The sequence below is a fragment of the Vibrio sp. D173a genome (assembly GCF_030248475.1).
The window spans coordinates 32,601-47,987 of sequence record NZ_JAHGAH010000248.1; the positions used below are offsets into that span (position 1 = coordinate 32,601).

The following is a 15,387-nucleotide window of genomic DNA, read 5'->3' on the forward strand; positions in this document are numbered from 1 at the left end:
TGCGCTCCCTATAGGGTAAACAATTCACTGTTTTTGATTTGTTCAGATATTTTTGCTTTGAGCTTTTCTGGCACAAATCGTAGCTTTTTGATCTGGCGAAGGAGCTCGTCTTTGAGGTCAGCGTTGTGTTTCATGTTAAGCACCGCGCCCAAGAGATTGGCATTACTTGTCTCTAATAGTGCTTTGGCTTGATCAATTTGGCTGGTGGTAGTCGAACCATAACAAGCAACTAATACACATGCATTGCAGACTCCGGCAACTACTTGTGCCGGAATATTGCTCCGGTTCATGCTAAGCAGAGGAGAGGTGTCAATCACCACTCGATCGTATTGTTTGAGCCAAGCCTCGACGGCGTTGCGTAGCATTGTCGGATCTCGGTAAGCAAGCTGTGTACTTGCCAAAGCTGGGACTGTTAATCCTACTAATGTTTGATGATCTTCTTTACGAGCGATCAATTGTCCCACTTCTTCACTGTCTTCATCGAAGGCATGTACCGTACTATAAGCGGGCTTAAATAGGTTCAAGTCTACATACAGGGTTCTATGTCCGGCTAGAATTAAACGTTCCGCCAATGCGGAAGCGACAGAGGTTACGCCGTCTTCAGATTGGCAAGCAACCACACAAATAGACTTATAACCTTTGAGCTCACTTTGTAGATAGATTTGCTCAATCTCGGCATGTGTTGCAGGAATGGTCATTACAACGCTCCTATCAGTACGATGGTGGTGGTGATTTGCAGCAAATCACGCAAACCAGCACGAGCTTTTTCGGCAAAGCTTTCATCTTTATGCGGAACGTAAATTGTATCGCCAGCTCGTATCACAGGTAGATCGTAGATGTTTGCAGTCTTGCTGAATTCAGCCAAGTTAAAGACTCGAGCCTGACCTTGGCAGCAAGACATGTTAACCACACTGATTTTCTCGACATAAGCGCTGTCACTGGGTCCACCAGCTTCGGCGAGTATGTCGAGAATCGTCATGTTGTCATTAAAAACATAACGACCCGGTGAGTGAACTTCCCCTAATACGCGAACGGTGGATTCTTTCGAACGGTCTAACCAGTTCCTATCTTTTTCAGGGATGTAAATCGTATCGCCTGGGCGAACATCTGGGAGAATTGATTCATCACCCGTTTCAAAATAAAGCGATAGGTTGAGCTTGCTGACTTTGGCGTAGCCCAATCCACGGTGTGTCACTCTAATATTGTGAATGTCAGCATCCTTTGTCGGTCCATCCGCCACTGAGAGAATGTCAAGGAAGTGCATCTCAGTCGTAAAGCGGTATCGACCTGGTGCATTGATCTGGCCAAAGACGTAGATTGAAGCATCAGAGCTTTGACTTACCCACTGCGATTTGTTGTCGGATGGATCGTCGGGAAGCGCGTGTACACGAACGACAGTACCAGCGGACACCCTTGGCAGTTTAGAATGCGGTGAGCCCTGAAGTATGTATTTGTCTAAATCGAACTTGGTGACTTTGCCGTTGTTAGATACTTCCACTTTGCTGGTGTCTGCGCGGCGAGTAGGGCCGCCAACATGAGCGATCAGGTCTATTAAATCCATTTCGTCCGACCATTCGATGCGCCCGGGACGAACAACTTCACCCATCACCGCAACGGCGCGACTCGGCGCGACTTTGAGCCAAGATTTTTCGTTCATATCTGTCTTCTCTGGGACAAATATCGCATCGCCCGGACCTACTGCGGGTACACGCTGATTCGACAGCCCTTCGGTATGCGAAGTTAGATCGAAACTGATCACGCCACCGTCGGCTTTAATGACGCGGATTTGGCGAGATTCAGCAAAACGTGTCGGACCGCCTGCATTGGCGAGAATGTCCATAAAACTCGCGCCTTTTTTACCTTCATAGGCGCCTGGGTGAGCAACTTCACCCATGACATAAACCACGTTTGCACCGGCTTTAATTTCTTCTTCTTGTTTTGGTACAAAAATGGTCGTGCCGGGCAGAACTTTAGGCAGTAAGCTTTGGTCGCCCGAGTCTAAATAGCGCTTAAGATTAAACATGACGGGCGTGTTATTAGTGATCACGCGGATCTGTTCCACACTGGCGTAACGAGTAACACCGCCGGCACGCATGATCACGTCAACGAGCGTCGTATTTGGTTTGTAAGTGAATGAACCGGGTGCATTCACTTCACCAAACACTTTAATGGCACGGGCGGAATCGGCACTGTCACCAGAGTTTGCGAATTTCGCTGCATCGAATTCTTGCTCGATATTCCCAACTAGAGGGGATGCAGGGACGAAAAGCACATCTAAAGATTCTAGAGCTGGTAGTTTGGAATCATCGCCAGTATCGAGAAAAAGTTTATAGTCGAATTCTATGTTCTTGTTACCGCGCTTGACGATGATTTTGTCCAATTGAGCCCCGGCCCGCAGACCTCCTGCTTCATAGAGGAACATTTGAATGTTGGAGCCAGAAGGGAGTGTGTATTCTCCTGGTTTGACCACATAACCTTGCACGGATATGAGTAACTGTTGCTCCTTAACGAAGACACGCACGTTGTCCACATCCCTAAAAGCCGTTTTGAGGTTATCTGTAATCACATTTTGTAGCTGGGCTTCGTTGTAACCAGCTACAAATATCGGCCCAATCTCCGGCAAATTGATTCGGCCACGTTTGTCGACTTGGAAGCCTTTGTTAAGAGAAGCTTCACCGGGTAGGTTGATTTGCACTAAATCACCGACTCTAACCACGTCATCTTCATCAGCCCATGCAGAGCTCATCGTGGTGATGATACACAGCATAATCAGGGAGATAGTCGCTTTGAGGAATCTCATAATGTGCCTCCCATGTCCATTTCTGCGCTGGTGTCAGATCTCGCATTAAGAACTTCAATGCTGACACGGCGATTGGTTAACCGCACTGCGGGTGTTTGCCCGTCGTACAGAGGCAGCGTTTCACCCACGGATTTTGTTTGCACACGGTCAGAGGTAATGCCAAATACGTTTAAATAGCGTTTCACTTGTTCTGCTCGATCTTGCGCTAGCTTTTGATTGTATTCTGGCGTGCCGGTTGCGTCAGCGTGTCCGGTTACAACCAATGAAAGAGAAGGGTGGTCACGTAGGATGTAAGCTGCTTCTGCAAGGTGCCCCATGTATTTAGGGTTAATCTCTGCAGAATCGATGGCGAACTGGTTATCCACGTTCAGTAGATCATAAATGTTGGCGACGATGTTGAGGTCGCTGCGTAGCGCTTCGATGTCTTGCGGTGGCTTACAAGTGGTTTGAGATAGCACGTAGTCCAATTGGAGCTCAAGTTGGTTGAGACGACGACGTTGAATTACGATGTCGTTGGCGGCATCCAATAACAATCCACCTTCAAGTTCACGAGCAATGCGATTTTGTTTCTCAAGTGCTTGAACGACCGCTGCAGGGAAGCACCAACGAGCACCTTCTTGGATCAAAGCATCTAAATGCAACTTGGTTAGTTGCCAGTCGAAACGCAAACCATGTTCAGGGCCAAGAGGTTCGTCTGGCATCACAGGTGAAAACTGATAGTTCTCGATGGAGATGTCTTGGTAATTTTCCGCCATGCCACCCTTGCCATTATCAGGGTAGTCAAATGTCGAGCAACCAAACGTGCCGACTACAAGACTGCACAACACGCTTTGTCGTAAGAGTTTCACCATGCCAACCTCCGTATTAACCGGTTTTTTAGTGACCTTTTGAATTGACCGGAATCGCGTGATTGATACGTAGCAGGCTCATAATTTCCAATGGTTGTCCCGATACGTTTTCGATGATCATACTGCGTTCACGTTCAACTAGGCGCTTATATAAATAAACAATGGCACCAATACCTGAAGAATCAAGAAATTGGACGTGTTGCAGGTTTATTTCTACTTCCTTGTGATGATCACTGTGAATCACTTCATCAATTTGATGCTGTGCTTGACGGCAGCCTTTTGCGTCTAAATCGCCAAAAAACTCAATGGTTAAGGTATTTGGTGCCGTTTCTTGCTTGCGTAATTCCATGCTTCACTCTCCGTTTGAAGATTTCTTGGGTTCAATAGAGCAGAGAGTGTGCCAATTGTGAATGTCTTTAAAAACAGAGGTTTAAACTAATAGCGAGAAGGGTTTCATTTTGAGAATACTTGTGTTCTCAATTTGAGAATCAAATAAACGTAAAAATCCCCCTGTTTTAAAGTGCCAGATCTGTCTGAACTTTATGTATGTTGTTGCATTTAATTGCGAGTTGGAGTTGCGATTGATCGAAGAACGTCAATTGTGGTTAGGCGTTTATGAATAGATGCGGTTCAATAGGTAATCTTTATTAAAAAGGTTTCCTCATGCCATTAAGAATGACATTGATTGCACTTGCCGTGATTGCGTCCGCACAGCCGCAAGCGGGTCCACATTTACATCCTCCGGTTTCACTCGCGGATTCTTATCGAGACGGAATCGATATTTCCCAATATTGGTACAGCGAGAAGTTGGACGGTATTAGATCTTATTGGACAGGCCAGCATCTGGTTACTCGTAATGGAAATCGCATATACGCACCGGAATGGTTCATTCGCGTATTGCCCGATTACCCATTGGATGGGGAGTTGTGGGCAGGGCGAGGTAACTTTCATCTTGTGCAACAAACGGTATTGGATAAGACGCCCATTTAAAGCGTTTGGCAGCGTATCGACTTTATGGTGTTTGACATGCCTTATTCGGCAGGAGATTACAGAAAGCGCTACTACAATATTCAGCATTTAGTGCTTGCAATGGATGCACCGCATATTAAGTACGTTGAGCATCGCGCCATTCAAGATGAGAAACATTTGTTTGAACAGTTAGATCACATTTCGCAATCTGATGGCGAAGGCGTGATGCTTAGAAAAGTGTGAAGCCGTTATCAAGCAGGCAGGGGAAGTGATTTACTCAAATTAAAACGTTTTGCAGATGCAGAAGCGACTGTGATTGGGTACAAGCCCGGCACGGGACGGCTACTGGGAATGATGGGAGCGGTGCTAGTTCGATTGACGGACGGGACTGAGTTTTATATAGGCAGTGGCTTTACCGATGATGTGAGGAAATCACCGCCAAAGATTGGCTCGACAATCACGTTTCGATACAACGGATATACCCATAACGGGAAGCCTCGGTTCGCGCGATTCTTACGAGAACGAATTTCTCAATGACAAAGTTTGGTGTGTTGTCTCTTCACTGATTACCAACCGTTACCCCGCAACGTTTGAATAAGCCTTTCCAGAATTGAACGTGCTCTAAAGTCTCTCTGCGAAATTGTTCATGTGCTTCTTCAATACCATAACCCGCACCGTGCGCTGCCATTCTACGCTCAACTAAGTTAATCCCACCCTCTAACTGCTGATAAGTGCCATCAACAAAGGCCATGTAAGGTTGCACTTCTGCAACATAGATGGATTGAAACACATTTCTTAAATACCGAAACTGAGTGGTATCACGGTTAGCACCGCAAATAATTTTGTCTTGGTTTGCTTCGAGCATCTGTGTGGTGTGATTTAACCAGTGAGTCGCATCAATTAATGTGTAATAGAGTCGGCCAATGAGACGCGTTTTTTCTAGCTCTTCTTGGTAGTTCACGATGGTGGTTTCAGGTAGTCGAGAAAGCGTGCGATAAGGGGTTTGGTACATGGCATTCAACACGAAGAAAGCATCCCGTACGTGAGCGACCTGTTCTTTGCTTTCCAAGGGGAGCCACGCGGAGCCAGTAAGTTGTTTGCGCATTGCGTCACTGGTGAGCAGCATGTTGTCGAGGTGTACTGTCAGGTGATGCCATTTCTGATCGTACAATCCGCTGAGCTTTGTGCTTTCTTCATCACTCAATGGGTACTCACTCAAGCAGCCATTCAATGTTCTAAGTAAACTGGTTTGATAATCAAAATCGTAAAAAGCGTCTTGCACTTTCCCGAGCTGCGAGTTTTTTTCCGCAATCAAATTGAACAATCCACATTGACGTAGTTGATAACTTTCTAGTAACCCAAGCGACAGGCGAGGGAGCTCTTGGAACAGCTCCCGTTTATCAGGAATGGTAATCGCAGGTGAAGGTTCAAGCGCAGATTCCGACACGTCTAATACATTCGCCAGGCGTTGGTTGTATTTCTCAAACACTGCTTTCTCCGGGTTGAACCACTCGTTACACCCACTTAGCAAGGTTATTGATAGCGAAAGCGTTGTTGCGATAAGTGAAGTTCTCACAGCATTTCCTTTTTAATCACTCAGATAAGTATACCTTCAGACGGCCGTGAGAGATCAAAAAAGCCAGCGGATGCTGGCTTTAAAATGATGCGTTCAAATCGAGTCACGCTTTAATTTGAATTATTGCTGAGAGAAGTTTAACTGCACTTCTGGCTCTTGGCGATGCATCCAACGCAGGCGGATACCCAATAGGAATGCCGCAGAAGAAAGACCGATGATGAAACCTAGCCAGAAACCCTGTGCACCCATAGGCTCAACAATCCAATCTGTACGGCCAAGCACGTAGCCGATAGGCAAACCAAGCAACCAGTAGGCAATGAAAGTACGGTTGAAGATAGCACGCATATCTTTGTAGCCGCGCAGTGCACCAGCTGCGATAACTTGAACCGCATCTGTACATTGGTAGATTGCAGCGAACAACAATAACACCATCGCAAGTTCAACTACTTCTGGGTTATTAGTGTAGAGCAGGGCAATTTGCTCACGGAACAACACCGTTAGGATAGCGGTCATCATTGCAAGCGCCAGACCGACCATGACGCCCACTCGAGAAGCGACTCGTGCACCGTCTACGTTTTCTTCACCCAAGCGGTGACCTACGCGAATACTTACTGCCGCGCCCACACTCATTGGTAGCATGAACACAAGCGAAGAGAAGTTAATCGCAACTTGGTGCGCGGCAACAATAATTGACCCTAGTGGTGAAACCAAGAGTGCTACCACAGCAAACAGGGTAACTTCAAAGAACAACGCCGCGGCCACAGGAAAGCCCAGTTTGAACAGACGAATTTGCGCTTTAAGTTGAGGTTTGTGGAACTCACCAAATAGATTGATACTCTTTAGGCGAGCTGAAGTTGTCACGTAAAGTAGTAGTAAGCCAAACATCACCCAGTACACGATGGCTGTTGCAACGCCACAGCCAACACCACCGAGTGCTGGAGCACCGAATTTGCCGTAAACGAAAATCCAGTTAAGTGGAATGTTCAGCATCAAACCAATAAAGCCGATAAACATTGCAGGCTTAGTGAGAGACATACCATCAGTAAAGCTGCGCAAGGTTTGGAACAACAAGAAGGCTGGAACCGCGAAAATAACCGCATGGATATAGCCAATGGTCTTCTCTGTCATTGCTGTTTCGACATCCATTAACCCAAGAATGAATTGGGTCTGGAATAACACTCCGATGATTGGAATGCTGATCAGTAGCGCAAGGACAATGCCTTGTTGGATCTCAAATGGAATCTTAACGCGACGACCTGAGCCATTAAGCTGAGCGACTACCGGCACAAGTGCCATTAATAAGCCCACACCAAATAAAATTGATGGAAGCCAAATACTTGCTGCCACAGAAACCGCTGCCATGTCGGTCGCACTTACGCCACCTGCCATTACGGTATCTACAAAGCCCATCCCCGTTTGCGCGACAGAAGCGATCAACACAGGGGTTGCTAATTTTATAAGACTCGATGCTTCTTCTTTATAGCGATGCACGAAATACTCCAGAGCGTAACAATAGGTTGTAAAAGAAATTATTTGAAAAGATAGGGAGTACTTGAGGACAAAAGATGTGATGAACTGATCTGATGGTTGATTTTAGTCACTATAAGGTGAAAAAATGCCTCGAAGGAACTCCGCGCAGATGATAAACAATTGTATGCTCCGATGCCATACCTACAACATGTGGAATTTTGGTTAATTGGTAGGCGATTGTAAAAATCAGCTGTGGACGTTTGTCTTGGCTATCAATTGCGTATAACAAATAGGTAAAAAGAATGTTTACAGGAATTGTTCAAGGTACGGCTAAAGTCGTTCATATCGACAAGAAAGATCGTTTTCAAACTCACGTTTTGGTGCTTGAAGGAGCATTAAATGAAGGGCTAGAAATTGGCGCATCTGTCGCGCACAACGGCTGTTGTCTCACTGTAACCAAAATCGAAGGGACTCAAATCAGCTTTGACCTAATGCAAGCGACGTTAGCGCTGACCAACCTTGGTGAGTTAGAGGAAGGCGACAGTGTAAATATTGAGCGCGCGGCTAAGTTTGGCGATGAGATTGGTGGTCATAGCATGTCGGGCCACATCAGTTTGATGGCTGAAATCTCGGAAGTGATTGATACAACAAACAACCGTACGATTTGGTTTACGCTACCGCAAGAATCCATGAAGTATGTACTTGCTAAAGGTTATATCGGCCTCGACGGATGTTCACTGACGATTGGTGAAGTTGAAGACAATCGTTTCTCTGTTCATTTAATTCCGGAAACACTAGAAAGAACACTATTTGGTCGTCGCCAAGCCGGAGAAAAGATCAATGTGGAATTCGACCCGCAAACGCAAGCGATTGTTGATACGGTAGAACGTGTATTGGCCGCGAAGCAGCTTTAGATCTTCGAGCAATAGTTGGCTTTGCCTAACCAGGTAAAAGTAACAGAGTAAAAATAACAAAGGAGCACTCGAGGCTCCTTTTCTTATTTCTATTGGGGGGATAAGTTGTTACTCGTAGTTGTCGTCGATGAACAATTCGACTTTCTGCTGCAACTCATCAACTTTCATGTTGAGGTGAATCGCATGACAACAGGCCGGACAGTCATCATAGAACTCTTGGTTACCATTACTTGCATCGAGCGTGATGCCGATTGAGTGCCCGCAGTGGGGACATTTCACATGTCTTTCAGTGTAATTTTGCATACAAAAACTCCTAGTATTGCAGGGCTTTTAATACTTTGTTGTAGAGAAAATACAGCCCTTAGTTACTCGCTTGTCTCTTAGAGTTAGAGATACAACGTAAGTCGAGCTACTTTGAATATTAGGTGCTCTTGTTGCTAATTGAGTCGAAATAAGTGCAAAAGTTGACCCCAAACCCAACGTTGGGCTTGGGGTCATTATCTTGGGTGATGTGCGTCGAAATTTTACACTCAGTAATGATCTTTCCCTTCCAAATCAATAAGAAATTATCTTCTTGATTATCGATTGTGCTTGCTCGAGGTAATGCCCTCCGAACAGGTTACAATGGTTGAGAACATGGTAAAGATTATAAATGTCTTTCCGTTCTTCATATCCAGCAGGAAGTGGTGCAACTGATTCATATCCTTGATAAAAATCAGGTTGGAAACCTCCAAATAACTCAGTCATGGCGAGGTCGCATTCACGGTCTCCCCAGTAACAGGATGGGTCATAACAGATAGGGCCGGCAGGTGTTAGTGCCACATTCCCGTTCCATAGGTCACCATGCAATAGAGAAGGTTGCGGGACGTGATGAGACAAAAGCTGTTTCACGACGTCAATAAAGTCATCGATATCGACCAAAGAAACGCCTTTTTCTTTCAGCAATTGAAGCTGCCAGCCTATACGTTGTTCAGCAAAGAACACACACCATTTTTTATGCCACTGGTTAGGCTGCAGCGTCGAACCAATATAATTGTCGGTATCGAAACCAAATTCTTTCTGTTCTCCCCACAAATGGAGACGCGCTAATTGTTCGCCAAATTTAAAGCTGTTATCGGCATCTTCAAGCGGTTTCGTTGGCAGATAATTGAGAATAATAAAGGAGTTCGTCTTGGTTTTTCCGACCAAAACAACCTCTGGGACAAATAGAGTAGAGGTTTCGCGTAATAAGTGCAGGCTTTCCGCCTCGACTTCGAAGTTGGCTAAGAAATCCCGATCGTTGAGTTTGACGAAATAGCGCTGCTCTCCGTCATTGATCATATAGCTTTCACTGATGTCCCCACCCGAGAGTTTTACCTTCTCAGTTATTTGATATTCGAACATCAAGGTATCAGAAAGCTGCTGCGATATTGCTTGCCACATACAAAACCTCGCTTATCTATTTGACCAACAATAGTTTAGGATAAACGGCGGAACATTGACGCGGAGTGAAGCAAACTTCGACAATAATTTTTCCACCTATAGTGAAAAATGTTTATAAGTGTGAATCACGTCGCCTATAACCCTATGATTTATCGGCTTAACATATGGAGCTATAACAGCACAGCTAGTATTATAATTTTTTTGACTTTAGTTCCATTGGTGGCATGAAAATACTAATTTGTGATGATTCGGCAGTCGCACGAAAGTTGATTACCCGCTCCATCGTACAAGATACATCATTACACCTACTTGAGGCCCAAGACGGCCATGAGGCTTTGAAAATCCTAGCGGAACAAAATATTGACGTTTTGTTCCTCGATTTGACCATGCCCGTCATGGATGGGTTCGAAGTACTAGAGTCGTTACCCGTTAGTCAATATCCAACCAAGATTGTCATTATTTCGGGTGATGTCCAACACGAAGCCAAGCAACGATGTTTAGAGCTTGGTGCAATGGATTTTATCGCCAAGCCTCTGGCTGAAGAAGAGATCATTCCTCTCTACGAAAAGCTGGGGTTACATTATGCCTTCAGTGCTCATGCTAATGCAGAACCTTTACCTGTTGCTGAGGTCTCTCCCTTATCGAAGTTCCGCGAAGTCGCGAATATCGCTTTGGGTAAAGGTGCCGCGATCATGGCAGACCACTTACGAGAATTCATTCAGCTTCCAGTTCCTCATGTTGGCCCTTTGTCTTATGGTGAACTCCATATGACGCTGGTGGACGTTATTGGAAGAGATGGCTCCGTGGCGGTTGCGCAGCGCTTTGTAGGCGGTGGCATTCATGGTGAAGCGCTGGTCTGCTTACGTGGTAAAGACATTAACCAAATTGGTGAGCGCCTTGGGTACCTGTTGGAATTCACGCCACATAATGAAATCATTCTAAACGTATCGAACCTACTGGTTTCATCATTCTTAACTTCTTTGGGAAACCAGTTAGATAAACAGTTTTCCCTGCGCCAACCTGGCATTATTGAAACCATCACACCTTACTGTGAAGAAAAAGAAGAATCTGGTGAACTCTTTACCATTGAATACACCTATATGGCAGAATCACTCGACTTTGAGTGTGAAGTTCTGTTCCTGATAGATAAATCATCCGTAGACATCATCTATGAAATTATGGAGCTAATCTAATGTCCGAAATTACGCTGGACATAGCAGACTTTCACTGGGTCACTCAAATACTGGATACCATGGACTCTGGGCTTATTGTTCTCGATCAAGACTATAAAGTCTGTGTTTGGAACAGCTTTATGCAGTCTTATAGTGGTATTTTGTCCCAGAATATTCTTGGTGAGTGCTTGTTCGATCACTTTGAAGAGCTGTCCAGAACGTGGCTAGAAACCAAGCTTAAGACATCTGCAGATTTAGAAACGCGTTCATTCTCTAGTTGGGAAAACCGACCATACCTTTTTAAGTTCAACAACTTCTCTCCGGTTTCCAACAGCAGTAACCTGATGTTCCAAGATATTGTGATCACACCTCTGCGCTCATTGTCAGGTGATGTTAGCCGCATTGCCATTCAGATTAACGACGTTTCCGAAACGGCGCGTAACCGTATTCATTTGCGAGAGACTAACCAACATCTGTCGGAAATCAGTCGTAAAGACGGCCTTACTGGATTGTTTAACCGAGCGTATTGGGAGCAGTCGTTGAAAGAGGAGTTCGCTCAACTTAAAGTCATCGAAGGGGCGAGTTCACTGGTTATTTTCGATATCGACCACTTTAAGAAGGTCAACGATACCTACGGACACCACACGGGAGATGAGGTGATTCGTCGTACCTCAAGCCTGTTGCGTAAAACAGCGCGTAGTAGTGATATTTGTGGTCGCTTCGGAGGGGAAGAGTTTACGGTGTTACTGCCGCACACTAATCAAGAACAAGCCAATTACTTTGCTGAACGATTACGAAAGCGAATTGAGCAAGAAATCGTGAAAGTTGAAGAGTTTTTGATTAACTACACGATAAGTATCGGCGTTTGCGAGTATAAATCGTATTTTGAGAGTCATACACAATGGCTAAAGAGTGCCGATGCAGCGTTATATCGCGCTAAAGAAAGTGGAAGAAATCAAACCTGCAATCATAAGGATGCTTAAGCTAATTGGATAAAAACCATGCAGTTAGTGCATCAATGCTTATTAATATGAAATAAGTTAATGAAATTTTCTCGGCATGTCTTACTATTGAAACTAATTCGCTTTCAGCTTCGAAGGCTTGCACAAAACGGAGAAAAACAGTGGTTGTAGAAACCGATGGATATCTCGCTCTAATCGAGCACTTGTCACTCAACTTAGACATTTTCACGTCTGAAATTGGTGACACAGGATCAGAAAGCATTGAAGATGTCGTAACGGACATGGTTGCGTCGAACATCATGGCGATATTCGAACAAAACCCAGAATTGCATTCAAGTGTGCGCTTTAAGTTACTAAAAGAAGCTGATGCGGTAGTGGAAGATTTGGGTGAAGTGCTTGCGGGTGTATGGACGAAGAAAGCGACCAATGAACAGATCGCTTTCCTAGATGAGTACATTGCGTTGGTGAAAAACTTATTTGATACCGCTGTCGCGACTTACGACTGATTCTAATCTTTCGTCATTTCAATCTAAAGGAGGGTTACATGGTAACTCTTCTTACTTGCCAAAATTTCGACGCCCAGTAAGGGTTATCGATTCTAGAAATGATCACGCCTTTTGATGTAGAAGCGTGCATAAACTGTTTATTTCCTAGATAGATACCTACGTGGTAGGTGCTTCTTCTCGTTTTAAAAAATACCAAGTCACCTTGTTGCGCGTCTGACCAACTCATTTCAACGCCTTGCTTAGATTGTTGGCGTGTCGTTCGAGGTAGCGACATTTGGTATGCTTCAACAAATGCTTTTTGCACGAATGCAGAGCAGTCAATGCCGGACTTTTTCGTTCCACCTAATCGATAAGGTGTACCTTCCCATTCATCATAAAAGTCGAACAAACTTTGATTATCTGAGAGGAGCTGAGTTACAGGGAGGGAGTGCTCTGCGTGCGTTTCTGGATCTGGGCCAGATGAACAAGCACTAAATAGCACACTGATTATCAAAGGAAAATAAATACGACGCACATCACCCATCTGTCATCCCTACGACTTAAAACTGAAATATTAATGTCATAACCAATACCTAATATGGGCAGCAAATCACGTTATTGTCTCACTTATGTGACGAACAAACGGAAAGTTGATTCAAACCCGAGAAAGAACATAAATTAATTATGACGACGCGCAAACGTTTACGCTTTTCTTTTTCACTGATTCAGACTATCAGTGCAACATTTTTAACTATCATCGCACTTGTTATAGCCCTTTCTACCGCAAGTTTCAAAGGAATGGAGCAGGTTGGGGAACAATTTGAAGAGTTGTCTCAAAAAGCGTTACCCATGGCAATGGCAAATGCGACACTCACTCGCAATGTGCTAGAACAGGTCAAGTTACTTAACTATGGGATGCAAATTACGGATCCCACTGAACTACCTCTTACCATTTCACAAATTGAGGCGCTAGCAAAGCAGAGTGATGGGGTAATCGAGCAAACATCCACTGTGGCTGAACATCTCTCAAGTATGCTGAGAGAAAACGTTGCAGAGTTGCATCAAGTCACCAATTCCATCTTATCGAAACAGTCTGCGGTGATTCAGATGCAAAGCGATATTAACGCCGCAGTGGGTGGCTTTCGCTATGGCTTGAGCTCTATCGGGCCGGAGATGAACCGAATTAGTTCGTTCCTGAGTGAGGATAACCCTGAGTCTAGTGACGCAGCGAACCGCTTTATCGCCTCAGCAAGCTCAATGGAGAGTACTTTCTTGCTTATGATGACGCACACCGAGTTAGAGAAAGCCGAGCAAGAGTATAGGGAAATGCGCAATCGAATTGCTGGTATCAATCTCGCTTTTGATGATTTCAAAAAGTGGCATCCGGAGGTTAATGAGTTTACCAGCTTGGTCGCGCCTTATGACATGGTGCAAGCTGGCTTTAACGATGACGGCGTCTTGCGTTTAATACTGACCAAGCTAGAGCAGAGCGAACAGCAGAAAGCGGAGTTTCAACGTGCCTCGCAGCTCGCAAACGAAACCATGTATTTGCTCGACCAGGTATCTGATGCCGCGTCTGATCTTATTGATGATCGTAAGTCCGTAGTTCACAGCACAATTCAAAACGCGAGTTTGATGTCAGTTATATCCGCTGGTGTTATCTCTCTAGTGGTCTTAGTGACGTGGTTTGGTCTAAGAACGTGGATCAACCGGGGCCTCAAGAATATCCTTAGCCGTTTGTCGGCACTGACAGAGCACGATTTCCGAGGTAAAGCGCAAGAGGTTGGACCGTTTGAGTTAAAAGAAGTCGCGCGCAAACTGAACCAAGTTATCGACTCAACGCATGATTCAATTTCTACTGTCACGCGTAACTGCGAAACCTTGTATCAAACCGCGGAGATTAGCCATGATGCGGCAGAGCAAACAAATCAAAGCCTAACTGTGCAAAATTCGGCGCTGGCGAGTATGGTAACGACGGTTACGCAACTAGAGGCTTCGATTCGAGAGATTGCGATGGTGACCAATGCCTCTTCCGAAGTTTCACACTTAGCGACGAAACATACGGTCAAAGGCGTGGGCGTGGTTGAGAAAAATCGCCAGCGTTTGGAGTCGTTAGAGAATTCACTCAATATGAATGAACAATCGATGTTAGAGCTCGATGAGCGCGTCAAACAGATTCGTGAAATGGTGGACATGATCAGTGGCATTGCTGATAACACTAACTTACTTGCATTAAACGCGGCGATCGAGGCCGCTCGGGCAGGAGACCAAGGCCGAGGATTTGCGGTCGTTGCGGATGAAGTTCGCAAGTTAGCCAGAGATACCTCGCAGCAAACGACCAACATTCGCGACATTATGAATGAGTTAGTTGCGGCGGCAGAACGTTCTCGTAAAGCGGTGAGTGATTCGCGAGAAGAAATGTCATGTGCGTTGCAATCAAGTCAACAAGTGAAATCAGCATTTACCGATATCAATGAAGCGGTACAACTGATTCAGCAGCGTGTCGACCAGATCTCTGTTGCGACAGAAGAGCAAGAGCGAGCAACGGCGGATGTGTCGCAAGCCATTACACATATTTCAGACCAAGGTGAACACACCAAACTTCAGTTGGAGTCGGTGGTCGAAAGCTCAGAGCAAGTTGCAGACATCGCAGGGCATCAACAAGCGATGCTGCATAAATACGAACTGCATCAAGTGAGTTGATCCAGCATTAGGTAAGACCAAACGAACTTCCAATACGACCAAAGGCAGGGCAATCGCTCTAATGCC

The 15,387-nt window shown here is 45.2% G+C and carries 14 protein-coding genes and 1 pseudogene; 6 read left to right on the top strand and 9 right to left on the bottom strand.

All coding sequences use genetic code 11. The annotated features are described in order from the left end of the window. Positions 1-8: 8 nt before the first annotated feature. Genes KIV40_RS22085 through KIV40_RS22100 form a run of 4 tightly spaced genes read right to left on the bottom strand, consistent with a single transcriptional unit; the run spans position 9 to position 3,997 of the window. On the bottom strand, positions 9-698 hold the full coding sequence (locus KIV40_RS22085) for an AAA family ATPase (protein WP_134976924.1): 690 nt from the start codon (positions 696-698) through the stop codon (positions 9-11). Next, positions 698-2,800, bottom strand: a complete 2,103-nt coding sequence (locus tag KIV40_RS22090; protein WP_285351333.1) for an SLBB domain-containing protein — start codon at positions 2,798-2,800, stop codon at positions 698-700. Before KIV40_RS22090 ends, KIV40_RS22085 begins: the two co-directional genes overlap by 1 nt. Continuing rightward, positions 2,797-3,651, bottom strand: coding sequence for an OmpA family protein (locus KIV40_RS22095; RefSeq protein ID WP_005528374.1), 855 nt, complete (start codon positions 3,649-3,651; stop codon positions 2,797-2,799). The genes KIV40_RS22090 and KIV40_RS22095 overlap by 4 nt, the downstream gene beginning before the upstream one ends. 25 nt (positions 3,652-3,676) lie before the next feature. After that, positions 3,677-3,997, bottom strand: coding sequence for an STAS domain-containing protein (locus KIV40_RS22100; RefSeq protein ID WP_005528376.1), 321 nt, complete (start codon positions 3,995-3,997; stop codon positions 3,677-3,679). A 314-nt stretch (positions 3,998-4,311) separates the two neighbouring features. Between KIV40_RS22100 and KIV40_RS22105 the strand changes: the two are divergent. Next, positions 4,312-5,154, top strand: a pseudogene (locus KIV40_RS22105) (DNA ligase). 22 nt (positions 5,155-5,176) lie between these two features. Here the strand turns inward: KIV40_RS22105 and KIV40_RS22110 are convergent. Both KIV40_RS22110 and KIV40_RS22115 read right to left on the bottom strand, forming a co-directional pair. Next, positions 5,177-6,193, bottom strand: a complete 1,017-nt coding sequence (locus tag KIV40_RS22110; protein WP_134976928.1) for a DUF3080 domain-containing protein — start codon at positions 6,191-6,193, stop codon at positions 5,177-5,179. A 120-nt stretch (positions 6,194-6,313) separates the two neighbouring features. Then, on the bottom strand, positions 6,314-7,684 hold the full coding sequence (locus tag KIV40_RS22115) for an MATE family efflux transporter (protein WP_012127939.1): 1,371 nt from the start codon (positions 7,682-7,684) through the stop codon (positions 6,314-6,316). 281 nt (positions 7,685-7,965) lie between these two features. Here KIV40_RS22115 and KIV40_RS22120 point away from each other — a divergent pair, with 281 nt between their 5' ends. Next, positions 7,966-8,577, top strand: coding sequence for a riboflavin synthase subunit alpha (locus tag KIV40_RS22120; protein WP_285351335.1), 612 nt, complete (start codon positions 7,966-7,968; stop codon positions 8,575-8,577). Positions 8,578-8,685: 108 nt separating this feature from the next. On the opposite strand, the gene KIV40_RS22125 is transcribed toward KIV40_RS22120, so the two are convergent. Together KIV40_RS22125 and KIV40_RS22130 are read right to left on the bottom strand one after the other, a co-directional pair. Further along, positions 8,686-8,880, bottom strand: a complete 195-nt coding sequence (locus tag KIV40_RS22125; protein ID WP_005427574.1) for a CPXCG motif-containing cysteine-rich protein — start codon at positions 8,878-8,880, stop codon at positions 8,686-8,688. A gap of 252 nt (positions 8,881-9,132) precedes the next feature. Then, a complete protein-coding gene (locus KIV40_RS22130) occupies positions 9,133-9,999 on the bottom strand; it encodes a fructosamine kinase family protein (protein WP_285351336.1) in 867 nt (288 codons plus the stop codon). 224 nt (positions 10,000-10,223) lie between these two features. Between KIV40_RS22130 and KIV40_RS22135 the strand changes: the two genes are divergently transcribed. From KIV40_RS22135 to KIV40_RS22145, 3 genes are all read left to right on the top strand, one after another. After that, complete coding sequence (locus tag KIV40_RS22135; protein ID WP_285351338.1) at positions 10,224-11,192, top strand: response regulator; 969 nt, start codon at positions 10,224-10,226, stop codon at positions 11,190-11,192. Continuing rightward, on the top strand, positions 11,192-12,154 hold the full coding sequence (locus KIV40_RS22140; RefSeq protein ID WP_285351340.1) for a GGDEF domain-containing protein: 963 nt from the start codon (positions 11,192-11,194) through the stop codon (positions 12,152-12,154). Before KIV40_RS22135 ends, KIV40_RS22140 begins: the two co-directional genes overlap by 1 nt. A gap of 140 nt (positions 12,155-12,294) precedes the next feature. After that, a complete protein-coding gene (locus KIV40_RS22145; RefSeq protein ID WP_005427720.1) occupies positions 12,295-12,639 on the top strand; it encodes a DUF3802 family protein in 345 nt (114 codons plus the stop codon). 34 nt (positions 12,640-12,673) lie between these two features. Here the strand turns inward: KIV40_RS22145 and KIV40_RS22150 are convergent, their stop codons facing one another. Beyond that, positions 12,674-13,162 (bottom strand): NlpC/P60 family protein, encoded by a 489-nt coding sequence (locus KIV40_RS22150; RefSeq protein WP_181145802.1) that lies wholly within the window; start codon positions 13,160-13,162, stop codon positions 12,674-12,676. A 140-nt stretch (positions 13,163-13,302) separates the two neighbouring features. Between KIV40_RS22150 and KIV40_RS22155 the strand changes: the two genes are divergently transcribed. Beyond that, positions 13,303-15,321: a methyl-accepting chemotaxis protein gene (locus KIV40_RS22155; protein ID WP_285351342.1), complete on the top strand. Its 2,019-nt coding sequence runs from the start codon at positions 13,303-13,305 to the stop codon at positions 15,319-15,321. The last annotated feature ends 66 nt before the right edge of the window (positions 15,322-15,387 follow it).